The sequence below is a fragment of the Shewanella jiangmenensis genome (assembly GCF_018596335.1).
Lineage (GTDB): Bacteria > Pseudomonadota > Gammaproteobacteria > Enterobacterales > Shewanellaceae > Shewanella > Shewanella jiangmenensis.
On record NZ_JAHEPS010000005.1, the window covers coordinates 19,546 to 33,767 of the forward strand.

The 14,222-nt window shown below is 53.7% G+C and carries 11 protein-coding genes and 2 tRNA genes; 6 read left to right on the forward strand and 7 right to left on the reverse strand.

Translation table 11 applies throughout. The features are described 5' to 3' along the window. Positions 1 to 2 precede the first annotated feature (2 nt). Positions 3 to 203: a CPXCG motif-containing cysteine-rich protein gene (locus KJI95_RS13130; protein ID WP_214507667.1), complete on the forward strand. Its 201-nt coding sequence runs from the start codon at positions 3 to 5 to the stop codon at positions 201 to 203. A 19-nt stretch (positions 204 to 222) separates the two neighbouring features. Here the strand turns inward: KJI95_RS13130 and KJI95_RS13135 are convergent, their stop codons facing one another. Next, entirely contained in the window at positions 223 to 840 is a 618-nt protein-coding gene (locus tag KJI95_RS13135) for a riboflavin synthase subunit alpha (protein ID WP_214507668.1), read from the reverse strand. Positions 841 to 874: 34 nt separating this feature from the next. Here KJI95_RS13135 and KJI95_RS13140 point away from each other — a divergent pair, with 34 nt between their 5' ends. From KJI95_RS13140 to KJI95_RS13155, 4 genes are all read left to right on the forward strand, one after another. Then, positions 875 to 2,236 carry an MATE family efflux transporter gene (locus KJI95_RS13140; RefSeq protein WP_214507669.1) on the forward strand — a complete coding sequence of 454 codons (1,362 nt, stop codon included), beginning with the start codon at positions 875 to 877 and terminating at the stop codon, positions 2,234 to 2,236. Between the two features lie 149 nt (positions 2,237 to 2,385). Next, positions 2,386 to 2,462: transfer RNA gene (locus tag KJI95_RS13145), tRNA-Val, on the forward strand. 4 nt (positions 2,463 to 2,466) lie between these two features. Further along, positions 2,467 to 2,543, forward strand: a tRNA-Val gene (locus tag KJI95_RS13150). Between the two features lie 145 nt (positions 2,544 to 2,688). Continuing rightward, entirely contained in the window at positions 2,689 to 5,421 is a 2,733-nt protein-coding gene (locus KJI95_RS13155; protein ID WP_214507670.1) for an acetate--CoA ligase family protein, read from the forward strand. Between the two features lie 191 nt (positions 5,422 to 5,612). On the opposite strand, the gene KJI95_RS13160 is transcribed toward KJI95_RS13155, so the two are convergent. The 5 genes from KJI95_RS13160 to KJI95_RS13180 form a co-directional block, all read right to left on the reverse strand. Next, positions 5,613 to 6,644: a GGDEF domain-containing protein gene (locus tag KJI95_RS13160; protein ID WP_432653801.1), complete on the reverse strand. Its 1,032-nt coding sequence runs from the start codon at positions 6,642 to 6,644 to the stop codon at positions 5,613 to 5,615. Between the two features lie 201 nt (positions 6,645 to 6,845). Beyond that, entirely contained in the window at positions 6,846 to 8,444 is a 1,599-nt protein-coding gene (locus KJI95_RS13165; protein ID WP_214507672.1) for a phosphoethanolamine transferase, read from the reverse strand. A gap of 159 nt (positions 8,445 to 8,603) precedes the next feature. Then, the gene (locus tag KJI95_RS13170; protein WP_214507673.1) at positions 8,604 to 10,697 is read right to left on the reverse strand and encodes a prolyl oligopeptidase family serine peptidase; all 2,094 of its coding nucleotides are present in this window, start codon (positions 10,695 to 10,697) and stop codon (positions 8,604 to 8,606) included. A gap of 113 nt (positions 10,698 to 10,810) precedes the next feature. After that, positions 10,811 to 11,374, reverse strand: a complete 564-nt coding sequence (locus KJI95_RS13175; RefSeq protein ID WP_250885831.1) for a MarR family winged helix-turn-helix transcriptional regulator — start codon at positions 11,372 to 11,374, stop codon at positions 10,811 to 10,813. Further along, positions 11,367 to 12,665 (reverse strand): cation diffusion facilitator family transporter, encoded by a 1,299-nt coding sequence (locus tag KJI95_RS13180; protein ID WP_214507674.1) that lies wholly within the window; start codon positions 12,663 to 12,665, stop codon positions 11,367 to 11,369. The genes KJI95_RS13175 and KJI95_RS13180 overlap by 8 nt, the downstream gene beginning before the upstream one ends. A 259-nt stretch (positions 12,666 to 12,924) precedes the next feature. Here KJI95_RS13180 and eco point away from each other — a divergent pair, with 259 nt between their 5' ends. Next, on the forward strand, positions 12,925 to 13,455 hold the full coding sequence (gene eco / locus KJI95_RS13185) for a serine protease inhibitor ecotin (protein WP_214507910.1): 531 nt from the start codon (positions 12,925 to 12,927) through the stop codon (positions 13,453 to 13,455). A 110-nt stretch (positions 13,456 to 13,565) separates the two neighbouring features. On the opposite strand, the gene KJI95_RS13190 is transcribed toward eco, so the two are convergent. Further along, entirely contained in the window at positions 13,566 to 14,090 is a 525-nt protein-coding gene (locus KJI95_RS13190; protein ID WP_214507675.1) for an LPXTG cell wall anchor domain-containing protein, read from the reverse strand. Between the last annotated feature and the right edge of the window lie 132 nt (positions 14,091 to 14,222).

Genomic DNA, 14,222 nt, shown 5'->3' on the forward strand with positions numbered 1-14,222 from the left:
TGATGAAACTTAAGAGCCAAACCATCTGTTGCCCGCACTGCGGGCATCATCAGCGGGTCGAACTCGATGCCAGTGGTGGCGATCAGGACTATTACGACGATTGCCGCATTTGCTGTAACCCCATCCACCTTCGTATTCACGTGGATGAGGGCCGCAAGACCATCACCCTGTATGTGGATGGCGACGACGAGCAGCTTTACTAAGCCGCTCGTTGCCGTTTGTTTACACCTCAAGTCCGCGCGCGGCCAGCACTCGCTCGACCGTGTCGACTATGGTCTGGGTTTGACTGTCGATTTCGATATTAAGCTTTGTTCCGGCGCTGGCGTCCTTTAAATTGGTGAGACGCAGGGTCTCCGGAATAAGGTGCAGCATAAAGCCATCGTCAAACACCTCACCGACCGTCAGGCTACAGCCATTCACCGCCACAAAGCCTTTATAGAGGATGTACTTCATCCACTGGGGCTCAACGCAAAGGCGCAAATCCCACTGCTCACCAACCTTGGCAACACTCACCACCTTCGCCTGGGTGTGAATATGGCCGGACAACAAATGTCCGCCAATTTCCTTACCAAAGGTCAGTGAGCGTTCGATATTGATTTGGCTCCCGATTTCGACGCTGCCCAAGTTGGTCAGCCGCAGGGTTTCTTCCATTACATCAAAAAACACCCTATCATCGGCGATACGGGTCACCGTCAGGCAAACGCCATTATTGGCGACACTGGCGCCCGTGATGAGCCCTTCAGTTAAGTATTCAGGCAGGCTCACGGTCAGGGTATGCATGCCCTGCCGTTTCTCAATGGCCACCAGTTCACAGGTGGCTTGCACGATACCGGTAAACATTCTTTTTCTGCATTCCTCTATAAGGCGTTGTTTTATGCTTAATGCCGGCTTTCAGGCCAAAAAACTCATTCAGCTGGCGGCCCCGGTGCTGATAGCTCAGGTCACCCAAACCATGATGGGCTTTATCGACACCGTTATGGCTGGTCGGGTCAGCGCGGTGGATATGGCCGCCGTTGCCGTGGGCACCAGTTTGTGGTTGCCGGCACTGTTATTTGTGCAGGGGCTTTTGATGGCCTTTACCCCGGTGTTTTCGCAGCTGCACGGCGGCGGCGATGAATCGGCTATCCGGCCGCTCGTGTATCAAGCTGCCTATATTGCCATAATTGGCTCGGTGGCGGTGATGATCTTCCTCGGACTTACGCCGCATATTCTGGACATGATGCAGCTAGAGAGCGACTTAAAGCGCATTTCTGAGCAATACCTGCTCGCCTTTTTGTGGGGCGTACCGGCCTTTATGCTTTATCAGGTGCTGCGTGGCATGAGTGAGGGCATATCCTACACCCTGCCTACCATGGTGATTGGTTTTGTCGGCCTTGCGGTCAACATTCCCGCCAACTACATCTTTATTTACGGGCATTTTGGTATGCCAGCCATGGGCGGCGCTGGTTGCGGCCTTGCCACGGCGCTGGTGTTCTGGGCCATGTTGATTGCGATGCTGATTTATGTGGCGCTGCATAAAAAGTTTGCGGCCATGTCGCCCTTTGGCAAGTTTTTCGCGCCCAAAATCAGCACCATGTGGGAGATGAGTAAGCTTGGTTTTCCCATCGCAATGGCGCTGTTTTTTGAAGTGAGTCTGTTTGCCATTATTGCGCTGCTGCTGGCGCCCCTGGGTGCCAATGTGGTGGCCGGACATCAAATTGCGCTCAATTTTTCATCCATTGTGTTTATGCTGCCGCTGTCTATCGGCATTGCGGTGTCTATCCGCATTGGCTATTACCTTGGTCGCGATCAGCATGATGTCGCCGCTCAGGTCGCCAAAGTGGGGTTGATCATGGCCCTGGGGATTGCCTCGGTCACGGCGGTGCTGACAGTGGTATTTCGCGAGCAGATTGCGCTTTTATACAACTCAAGCCCGGCGGTGGTGACCCTTGCCTCCAGTTTGATGCTGATGGCGGCGCTGTATCAGTTATCGGATTCGGTGCAGGTTGTAGCTGCAGGCGCCCTTCGCGGCTACAAAGACACCCGCAGCGCCTTTTATATTTCGCTGGTGTCGTACTGGGCTATAGGCATGACCCTTGGCTATACCCTCGCCTACACTGACGTTCTGGTGCCGGCCATGGGTGCCCACGGGTTCTGGACCGGGCTTATTGCCGGACTTACAGTCGCTGCGGCACTGTTCGCCATTCGTCTCAAGTACATTCAAAAGCACGGCGCCGGCTTTGAGATGATCCACTGATGGCTAGTTTTCGCCTTCAATGCCAGTCAGTTGCGCAGCAATTCACCATTTGAGGCGAAAACGGCATTTTTTTACTTGCATGGCAGCGTATCGGGCACTTAATATAGCGCTCGTTCGCTGCCTGACCTGTTCAGCAAGCTAACATCAGTGCACCCGTAGCTCAGTTGGTTAGAGCACTACCTTGACATGGTAGGGGTCGGTGGTTCGAGTCCACTCGGGTGTACCAAAATGCGCTCTTAGCTCAGTTGGTTAGAGCACCACCTTGACATGGTGGGGGTCGGTGGTTCGAGTCCACTAGAGCGCACCATTCAAACCTGCATCAAGCAGGTTTTTTTGTACCTGAATTTTGCTCACCAATCTGTATTAAGTTCATCATTTCATGATATTTCGCAAGTGAAGCTCGCCGCCGCTTAGGCTAGACTGTGGTCATTGTTTCAAAGGATGAACCAGTCATGAGCCAGCGTACCCTCCACACCCTGTTCAAACCGAGCTCGATTGCCATTATAGGCGCATCCAATGGTGCCAAACGCGCGGGCAACGTGGTGATGAAAAACCTGCTCTCCGGTGGTTTTGCCGGCCCCATTATGCCGGTAACCCCCAAGTATCAGGCCGTGATGGGTGTGCTTGCCTACCCAAGCATTGAAGCGCTGCCAATCAAACCGGATCTGGCCATTATCTGCACCCGCGCCGCCCGGGTGCCAGGCATAGTTGAAACCCTGGCCCAGTTTGGCTGCAAGGTCGCCATTATCATTTCATCCGGCATGGCCCACGAACTCGACAGTGACGGGCGCAATCTGCTTGAACTGACTCTTGCCAACGCCAAACGTTATGGCATGCGCATTCTTGGCCCCAACAGCTTAGGCATGATGCTGCCCAATATCGGCCTGAACGCAAGCCTTGCCCACACCCAGGCACAGGGCGGCAAGATTGCCTTTGTCAGCCAGTCGGCAGCGGTATGCACCACGGTACTCGACTGGGCCAACAACAAAGGCATTGGCTTTTCCTCGTTTATTTCCCTTGGGGATTCGGGTGATATCGACTTTGACGAGCTGCTCGACTTTCTTGGCCGCGACGGGCGCACCAGCGCCATTATGCTGTACATGGACTCTATCCATGAGAAACGCCACTTCCTCTCGGCAGCAAGGGCGGCATCCCGTAATAAGCCCATTCTGGTGATCAAATCCGGTCGCAGCCGTGAAGGCGCGGGCGCCGCGAGGCTGCACACCGGCGGCGTCAGTGGCAGCGATGCCGTGTACGAGGCGGCCTTTCGGCGCGCAGGTATGCTGAGGGTTAATGATTTGATTGAGCTTTTTGCCGCGCTTGAGAGCCTCAATCATGGCAACGAACTGAAGGGCGAGCGCCTTGGCATTATCAGTAATGGCGGCGGCCCGGCGGTGCTCGCTGTCGATGAACTCATAACCCGCGGCGGCAAATTGGCTGAGCTTTCTCCCGATACAGTCGATAAACTCAATCGGGTATTGCCGCCGACCTGGTCCGGGCAAAACCCTATCGACATCATTGGCGATGCGGGCCCTAAGCGTTACGTCGATGCGCTCAATATTTTGATGGACAGCGGCGATGTGGATGCGATTTTGGTGCTGCACTCGCCATCTGCCCTTGGCGAAAGCGAAGACATCGCCGATGCGCTGAGCGAAGCCATTAAAAAGCATCCGCACCAGAGTAAGCTTAATATTCTCACCAACTGGAGCGGTGAAGACTCGGCATACCGCGCCCGCAAACGTTTTACCAAGGCCGGGGTCTCTACCTACCGCACCCCAGAAGGCGCCGTAGGAGCCTTTATGCACATGGTTGAGTACCGGCGCAACCAAAAACTGCTGCAGGAAGTGCCTCAGTCGGTCACCGATAAGGTGCCGCAGGATGCGGTGCGCGCAAGGCTTGCCATTCAAAGTGCACTCGCCAAAGGCAAAACCGTGCTCGAAACCCACGAAGCCAGTGCCATTTTAAGCGCCTACGGGCTTAATTCCATCGACACCTGGTTTGCCAAAGATGCCGATGATGCGATTACCATTGCGCATAATGTGGGCTTTCCGGTTGCCCTTAAAATTCAGTCACCGGATATTTTGCATAAATCCGACGTGCACGGGGTGATGCTTAACCTCGCCAGTGACGATGAAATCCGCCACGCCGCCCAGGCCATGATGCAGCGGGTGCATCAGTCCAACCCCGAAGCGCGCATCGAAGGCTTGATAGTGCAGCGGATGGCCTTAACAGCCGGCGCGCAGGAGCTCAGGGTCGCAGTAATAAGCGACCCGGTATTTGGCCCTGCTATTTGTTTGGGTGAAGGCGGCTCTGAGTGGAACCCGACCCGGGACGCCGCCGTTGCCCTGCCGCCACTTAACATGGCGCTGGCGCGCTATATGGTCATTCAGGCGCTTAAAACCGGCAAGCTTCGCGACCGCCATCTGCCGGCTGGGCTTGATATGCAGGCGCTATGCTCCATGCTGACCCAGCTGTCGCACCTTGTTATCGACTGCCCACAAATTCAGGCGCTGGATTTGAACCCCGTGCTTGCTGCCGGTGAAAAAATCACTGTGCTTGATATCAACCTGCGCCTGGATCCAGCCAGCACCGACAACAGCAATCGCCTTGCCATCATGCCCTACCCCAAGGAGCTTGAAGAAACCGCGACGCTTCGCAATGGTCTGGAAGTCAAATTAAGGCCCATACTGCCGGAGGACGAGCCCAAGCATCTGGCGTTTGATAACTCACTCTCCGATGAAGACAGGTACAAGCGCTACTTTGGCGCCCGTCAGCGCATGACCCACGAAGAAATGGCCGTATTGACCCAGATTGACTACGCCCGCGAGATGGCTTTTATCGGCACAGCGCTCGATGACAAAGGCGAAGAATATACCCTCGGCGCCGTGCGGGCCTCGATTGACCCGGATAACACCGAGGCCGAGTTTGCCATGGCAGTCAGGAGCGATCATCAGGGGCTGGGGCTGGGTAAACTGCTGCTTGAAAAGCTAATCCGTTACTACCTTGGCAACGAAACCCCGGTGCTCACCGGCTTTACCATGATTGAAAACCGCAACATGGCCAATCTGGCGCGAAGCCTTGGGTTTACTGTTACCTTCGACATGGAAGAGCATCTCATCAAAATGCACATGGATTTGAATGGGATCAGAGAGTCAGGATTGCCGTTTGCGCCGCCAGAAAATTGATGGAGGCCGGTTTAACATCTGGCTGAAAGGACTGGCTGAAACGACTGGCTCCGGCTGTTATCATATTGGGCCGCATCGCATCAGGCTTTGACTTTAACTCTTTGATTTAAGAGCTGTGATTTTAAAGCTCTGATTTCAAAGCTGTGATTTCAAAACTGTGATTTCAAAGCTGTGATTACACAAGGCTTTGCTCAAACGACGCTGCGCACCTGATTGCGGCCGGCGTGCTTGGCGTCATAGAGCGCCCTGTCGGCGCGATCAAACAGCGCTTCTGGGTCTTCCTGCGGCCGGGACTGGGCAACACCAATCGATACTGTGACCGAGCCCACCTCCTGCTGCTCTTTGCCGAGGGTCAGCTTTTTATTGGCAATGCGGCTTCGCAGCGATTCGGCCACCAGCATGGCGTTTTCCAGCAGGGTGTTTTTTAAGATCACCACAAACTCTTCCCCGCCGAAACGGGCGATAAAATCATCGCCCTTGACGCCCATTTTGAGCTGGTGGGCCACGTAAACCAGCACCTTATCACCGGTGCTGTGGCCCCAGCGGTCGTTAAACTGTTTGAAATGGTCGATATCAACCATCAGCAGCGAGCAGCCATAGGTCTCAAGGGATTGTACCTTGGTCAGATTGTCTTCAAAGGCACGGCGGTTATAAAGCCCGGTCAGCTTGTCGGTAATGGACACCACAGATAATTCGTTGATTTCGCTTCGAAGACTGTCGAGCTCATCGTTCATGCTTTTAAGGGAGTCGTTGATGGTGGCGTTCTCGGCAATCACCTTGTCGACTTCCACCAGCACCCCTTCCACCAGCCGGTGCAGGGTGTCAGTATCCTGGGTGATGTGGATTTGATGACCAAATTCTTCCATGCTGTGCTGAAAGTGTGCTGAACCCTTGGACAACTGACTGATTTTATTCAAAAGTCCATTAATCAGCAGCCGGGTTTCCAGCTGTACATTTTCCAGCACTTCCGGCGCGTTGTTTTGAATGAAATTGTTGTAAAGCCCGAGGCACACATCGGCACTGAAGGCCACGCCATTGGCTATCAGCGCATCGATGGCGTTAACAAGGGCTCTGTCGTCCGCCCTGAAATACCCATACCAAACGGCGTAGTTTTGCGGTGTCACCGGTATACCCAGCGCCGTCATCTGAGGCACGGCCTTACGTAAAATGCGTGCCGATTCTTCCATGTATTTGCCCGTCTGTGCTGCCACTGTCGTTGTCACGCTGAAATCTCCCCGGCTCCCCCAAAATTGTTGACGCACGGCGCTCAAAAATCCAGACATCAGCGTAAAAACAACCCATTCTGACTCAACTCCGCAATGACGGCTGCCAATGGCGTTGCCCTCAGCCGAGTTAGGCATCCGAGTTAGGCAGTCGGGTTACGCAGTCGAGTTAGGCCGTCGAATAAGTAAGGTGGCATTTTGTTAACGACGACAGGCGGCAAAAATGTCCTGGGCCTCGCGGTACACTTCTGTCTTTACCTGCATCAGCCCAAGCAAACTGTCGAACAGATTATCGTGGGACAAAGGGCCATTGATGTTTTGTAAACAGTCACTGTTTATGCGGTTTTCATCGGCAAAACTTGCCGACAGCCACACAAGCCAGGGCACACTGATTTGCTCTTTGGGCGCCAGCGCATAAGGCGCGCCGTGCAGGTACAAGCCCTTTTCACCCAGTGACTCGCCGTGATCTGAGATATACATCATGGCCGTGTCGGCTTTGTCATTGATGGCACTCAGTTTTTCAATCACGCTCGCCATAATGTAATCGGTGTAGCGGATGGTGTTGTCATAGGTGTTGACCAGCGCCTCGTTGCTGCAGTTTTGAATATCGCTGCGGGGGCAATCCGGTACATAGGCCTTGTGGGCCTCGGGGTAACGCTCGAAATAGGTCGGGCCATGGCTGCCCATCACGTGCAGCACTATCAGGGTATTTTTCCTGATGGGTTTGGAGAGTATTTCATCGAGACGCGCAAGCAGGATTTCATCAAAGCAGGACGTACCGCTGCAAAGCGCCGGATCGGCATTAAGGTTAATTGTTTCATTGGGGATCCGGTCACAAACCCCTTTACAGCCGCTGTCGTTATCAAGCCAAAGCAGCTCAACACCGGCGTGGGAGAGCACATCCATCACCGAGTCCTGGGCATAGGCGCGGGCCGAGTCGTAATTATCGCGATCCATTCGGGAAAACATGCACGGCAGCGACTGCGCGGTAGCTGTGCCGCAGCTTTCAACGTCTTTTAGCACAATGGGCTGGTAGCCTTTACTGTGGGCATTGGTGTCGCGGCCATAGCCATAATATTCATAATTCATCGAGCGGGCAGTTTCGCCGACGATAAGCACGGTGAAGGTTGGCTTTTGATTGGTGTCGGTAAGCGCCTGTGTAGCATCGAGGCCAAGTTGCTGATATTCAAGCGGGGTTTCAAGGTAGCGCTGATTGACGTACTTGGCCGCGGCGCCGATATAGTAAGTCGGCACTATCAGCTGTTTCATGTCGTCGTTGTTGCGGCCAAAGGACACCAGATCCTGATAATACACCGCCATAATGGCGCCGGCGCCAAGCAGCATCGCCAGCATAAACCCGAGCTTATGCCCAAGCTCCCGCCAAATGCTGCGGTATTCAATATCGGCTTTGTAAATTAACACCGCCGGCAGCCCCCCAAGCAGTGCAAGCCCGATAACCGACTCAAGGTTGAAGTACATCGACGCTTCGGCGCTGTTGGTTTCAAAGATGTTTTCCATCATGGCGCGGTCGAACACTATGCCGTACCTGTACATGGCAAACACCACCGCCGCCGAGATTAACGTCAGCAGCATAAAGAAGGGTTTGACCACATATTTAACTGAAAACAGCGAAAAGATAAGTGCCAGTAAGCACACCAGCAGCACAGGCAAGGCAGCCACAAACAGCCAGTTGATATCACTCAGGGCATCAAAGCCCTGTTTTGCCCTTAAATAGAGTGGAAAGTTGAGCACGAGTCCAAAATAAAGCGCGACAAAAAAAGTAAATTTGTTCAGTGACATGGATTTCAAATCATTTCCCCTGCTGATTAACCATGTAATGGCTGGGCTTATTGTAGTTATGAGATTCGCAAGTCCAACAAAAGTTTCAGCGGCGTAACAAAAAAGCCACCGTACTTCACAATAAAGTGCGGTGGCTTGGCAGGCAATAGCCTGAATGAATTAGGGTTTAAGCTGTTTCAGCAGATATGCATAAGCCAGACTGTTGAGCTCTGCGGTTTGCTTGTTATCCGCAGCGCCCGCATGACCGCCTTCCATATTTTCGAAATACAGCACTTCAATGCCCATGTCTTCCATTTTCGCTACCATCTTACGGGCGTGGCCCGGGTGGACGCGATCGTCACGGGTAGAGGTGGTGAAAAACACCTTGGGATACCGGGTGTCCTTTTTCAGGTTATGGTATGGCGAGAAGGTTTTGATGTATTCCCACTCAGCAGGCACGTCCGGATTACCGTATTCACCCATCCAGCTTGCGCCGGCAAGGAGCTTGTTAAAACGCTTCATGTCCAGCAATGGCACCTGACAGATAACGGCATTGTAGAGATCCGGTCTGCGGGTAAAGGCAGCGCCCATCAGAAGGCCACCGTTACTGCCGCCCTGAATACCGAGATGCTTGGGCGAGGTGATCTTACGCTTAATCAGATCTTCAGCAATGGCCTCAAAGTCCTCATAGGCCTTGTGACGATTTTGCTTCAGTGCCGCCTGGTGCCAGCGCGGGCCATACTCACCGCCGCCGCGGATATTGGCCAGCACGTAAACGCCGCCCTGTTCCAGCCAGTTTTTACCTGTGGTGGCTGAATAGGTTGGGCGCAGTGACACTTCAAAGCCGCCGTAGCCGTACAGCAGAGTCGGGTTTTTGCCATCAAGTTTGATGTCTTTGGCCATCACCGCAAAGTAAGGCACCTGAGTGCCATCTTTGCTGGTGGCAAAGAATTGCTTGGCTTCAAAGCGTGAGGCATCAAACTGCTCTGGCATGGCTTTGAGCTTGTCGCGCTTAAGGGAGCCCGCATCCACCCGGTACAGGGTCGATGGCTCAAGGAAGCTGGTGTAGGTCACGAACAAATCGTCACGGTCGCGGGCGCTGTCAACCACGCTGATGCTGCCGTTGCTCGGGAAATCAATGTTCTGCGCCGTCCAGTTGCCGTTTGCATCTTTTTGATAGCGTACCAGCTTGCTCTTGACGTCTTCGAGCCAGTTCACCAATACCGCCTGACGGGTAAAGGCAACCTGACTGATGGATGAGCGCTCATCGCCTTTGACAAACAAGCGGAAGTCCGGCTTGCCTGCCACCAGGGCATCGGCCTTGGTGGCCACAATCGCACCCTGCGGGAAGGTGGTTTCGCCTACTTTAAGCTCGCTTTTGAGCTCAATGAATACCTCGCCCTGGAAGTAGCCTTTGATTTCGGCATCTTTTGGCAGTGGCAGATCGATAAGTTTGCCATCAACCCAGGCGCGGTAGCTTGCTTCGTAGAAGGTTTCAGCTTCGCTCACCAGCGCCAGCGGGGTTTTATCATCCCACATCACAAAACCGGAGGCGGCCACCGAGGCCTTGTTGCCTTCGTACACAGGCTTGGCTTTGGCAAGCGGCGTGCCGCGCTGCCATACCTTGACTACCCTTGGGTAACCTGAATCGGTCCAGCTGCTGCCTTCGGCAAACTCGGTGCCGACAAACACGGTGTTTTCGTCTATCCAGCTGACGCTGGACTTGGCTTCAGCGAGGAAAAAGCCCTGCTCGCTTGCCGGGATAAATTTAAGGGTGGAGAGATCGAATTCACGCACTTCCACCGCATCGGCGCCGCCGCGGGACAGTGACACCAGGCAGCGCACGTTCTTCGGATACTGGCAATCCATGCCCTTGAATACCCAGTTCACGCCTTCAGCTTTACCGAGCGCGTCGATATCCAGCACAGTTTCCCACTTAGGGCTGTCTTTAAGGTATTCAGCTTCGGTGGTACGGCGGTAAATACCGCGCGGATTGGCTTCGTCTTTCCAGAAGTTGTACAGGTGATCGCCAACGCGGGACGCATAAGGAATGCGCGCCTTGTCGTTTAAGATATCCAGCGCGTTATCAACCAGGGCATTGTAGCCGGGAACGGCCTTAAGCTCCTTCAGCGAGCGCTCGTTCTGCTGGTTTACCCAGGCAAGCGCCTTCTCGCCTTCAACATCTTCGAGCCATAAAAAGGGATCGTCGCTTTCTGCTGCAACGTTAAAGGCCAGCAAAGAGGCTGCGCCAAGGGTGAGTATCCGTTTATTCATTTTGAGTCCTTGTGGTATTGCGGTCTTGCAAGGACTCTAAAGTATCTCAATTGCGGCGCTTGGCAACCACGCCGCCGGATGAAATGTAAAGGTTTGTTTCAAATCAGAACTTGTCAGTCCAGTTGTTCAAACTTTTGATTGATTTGATTGAGGATTTTAATCAGTACGCTGCGCTCTTCCAGGCTCAAAGTTGCCGTCAGGCAGCCGGTAAGCTTAAGGTGCGCGCTGTCGTGTGCTTCAAATAATTGCCGCCCCGCTTCGGTGAGGCTGATAAGGAGTGAGCGGCGATCGTCCGGGTTTGCCACCCGCTCAACCAGCCCATCGCGGCAGAGCTTATCTATCCGCACGGTCAGCGTGCCGGTACTGATGCAAAGCTTTGTCGCCAAGTCCGTCATCCGCTGCGGCCCATACAAGCCCAAAAGCTCCAGGGTGTGCATCATCGGCAGCGCCAGACCACTGCCTTCCACCACATGATGCTCCCAGGCCGAGAAGCGCTCGTAAAACTCGACCAGTGTTTGGTTAAGCTGTTGATTCAGCGCCTGCTCGATGTTCATGCCCTGCTCCTCGATGTTCTTGCCCTGCGCAAGGAGTTCGGCATTCTCAGTCGCCTTTAGCTGCGGCGAGGCAACGAGCGGCAGCTTGGAGTTGAGCGACGGCTTGGCATCTTTTTCAGTCATGACTATGCCCCGACCTGCCCTGATGCTCGTCATCTTGCTGATGCTTGTGATGTTGCTGGTGCTCGTGATCTTCCAGATGCTCAGCGCAATGCCCATGCTCATCATGCTGATGCAGCTGATGTTGCTGTTCATGTCGGTGATGATGGCTGTGAGCATGACTTTTCTCATCGGAATGCTCATGGCTTTCAAGATGAGCATGCTCAGCGGCTATGGCGCACTCACAGCAATGCACCTCAACCGTGACATGGCCAAAACCGAGCTCGTTTTTAAGCCGCGCACTGAAGTACTCAGCGCTTTTGGGAGTATGGCTCACCACCCCCAGGATACAGGCATAATGCTCGGGGCTCAGTTGCCAGATGTGTAAATCGCTTACGCCGTGGTCGGGTACCGTGGATACCAGCGCTTTTACTGCATCGCGACGTTTTTTACTGCTGCCGGCATCGAGCAGCATAGGCGCTGTGTCCCGCACCAGTCCCATGGCCCAGCGGCCGATAATGATGGCGCCAAGAATACCAATCAGCGGGTCGAGCCAATTGAGCCCAAGGAACTTACCCGCAAGCAAGGCGGCAATGGCAAGCACTGAGGTGAGCGCATCGGCGATAACATGCAGATAAGCGGCGCGCAGATTATGATCGTGCCCGTGGCCGTGATCATCGCTGTGCTTATGTTGATGCTGGTGTTGATGCTTATGTTGATGATCGTGCTGATGCTCGTGATCATCCTGGTGTTCATGTTCATGTTCATGTTCATGCGCGTGGCAACTGTGATGCCCGTGCTGATGGTCATGCTCTTCGTCATCATCATGATGGTCGTGGTGATGATGGTGATGATGGTCTTTGAGTAAAAACGCACTCAGCAGGTTAACCGACAGGCCAATCAGCGCCACCAGTATCGCCTCATCAAAGGCAATGGCGTGGGGCGAAATCAGCCGCACCGCCGACTCGATAACCATAATCAGCGCCACCAATCCGAGGGCGATGGCGCTGGCAAAGCCACCGAGCACGCCAACCTTGCCGGTGCCGAAGGTAAACGCCGGATTGTCTTTATGCTTGAGCGCATAACGATAGGCGAACAGGGTTATCAAAAACGCCGCCGCGTGGGTGCCCATATGCCAGCCGTCGGCGAGCAGTGCCATCGAGCCATAAATGGTCCCGGCCACAATCTCGGCCACCATGGTGACCAGCGTAAGCACCAGCACAATTTTGGTGCTGCGCTCACCGGCATGGTTGTGACGGAAGAATTCGTGACTGTGCTGCCAATCGGCGACTGAGTGAAATGGATGTTCTTTCATGGTTTTTATGTTTGTTGTCGGTTATGCCCAAAAAGGTTAGCGTCATTTTAGGGCGAGTTGGATTAGTTTGAATATCAAACTATTTGAACTGTGAACTATATCGCTCTTTTCTATCCTGCGAAAATTTTTTATTGGGATTTAACCCTTTTTCAGATTAGCGTCGTTTACAGGAGTACCGGGCAATCAATATCCCGGCCGATTTGGGGGATTACCCCGCCACAAGGAGTTTTATATGACCAAGCAGATTTCCTTCAAAGCCCTGATGTTGACCGGCCTGTTTTCGTTGGCAACCCTGCCGTTGGCCCATGCCACTTCCCCAGCCCATCCAGAAGGACTGAATCAGAATATGGTAACTGCAACCCACTACACTGCCGCCAACTATCAGCCACAGGAAGCGAGCAAAATGTTCCCCGCTCCGACCGCCGGCATGGTGCAGCATATCCTTACCCTGCCCGCGCTCGATAACGAAGAGAACTACATGATTGAAGTGCAGGTAGGCCAGACCAAGATGGTCGATTGCAACAAGCATGGCCTCAGAGGCGAGCTCAAGGCCGTTAATCTTGAAGGCTGGGGTTATACCTATTACGAGGTGAGCGAGATTGCCGAAGGCCACAGCACCATGATGGCCTGCTTTGATAAAGCCAAGCAGGAAGCCTTCGTGACCATTGGCGGCGATCATAAGCTGCGTTACAACTCCAAGCTGCCGCTGGTGTTTTATATCCCTGAAGGCGCCGAGCTTAAGTATCGCGTCTGGCGCGCTGAGTCGGTGTTCAATACGTCCGGCAAATAAACCGCGAAAGGATTGAGTCTGCAAAAAAGCCGCCCAAGGGCGGCTTTTCCGTATCTAAATTCCTTAGCTAATTTCCTTAGCTAATTTCCTTTGATAATCGGTGCTTGAGCTTATTGCTTGCGGCGGCGACCAAAAAGCTGACCGGCGCCAAGCAGCACCAGACCGAGCAGACCGAGGGCTGGCAGCCAGGACGCGGTTTTTGGCAGTGCAGCAGGCTCTGCTTCAGGTGCCGGCGCGGGCGCTGGCGTGGCCGAAATCACTTCGTCCACTTCAAATCTGTCTTCCGGCACATAAAACTCAAGGTCATAACCGCGCGGCAGCGCATCCCAGCCGACCTGATTGCCGCCGGCATTGATGGTGGCACCCGGTTTTACCGATACTGTCTGGGACACCTTGTTGCCATCCTGTTCAAGCACTTCCAGCTGGATTTTGTGGGGCTCACGGTAGCGAACAAACTCGGCCTTGAGTTTGACGTATTTCTTGCCTTCTTTTTCAATCACTTCCTGACAGGCATTAGCAACACTTGGGTATTGGGCCAGTACGTCCTGATGCCAGGTTACGTCGCTGCAATCGGCTGCCATGGCTGGCGCTGCAAACACAGAAACGAGTAAAGAGGCTGCAAGGGTCTTTTTCATTCGAATTTCCTTATTGTGGTTGAGTTGTAGCGGTATTTGTCCGTTAAACTGAAAGTGGAACTGATTGTTTCTACTGTTTTAATTGCTTAAGCGGTTTTAACTGCATTTACGGGTTTAACTGCATCGCGACCC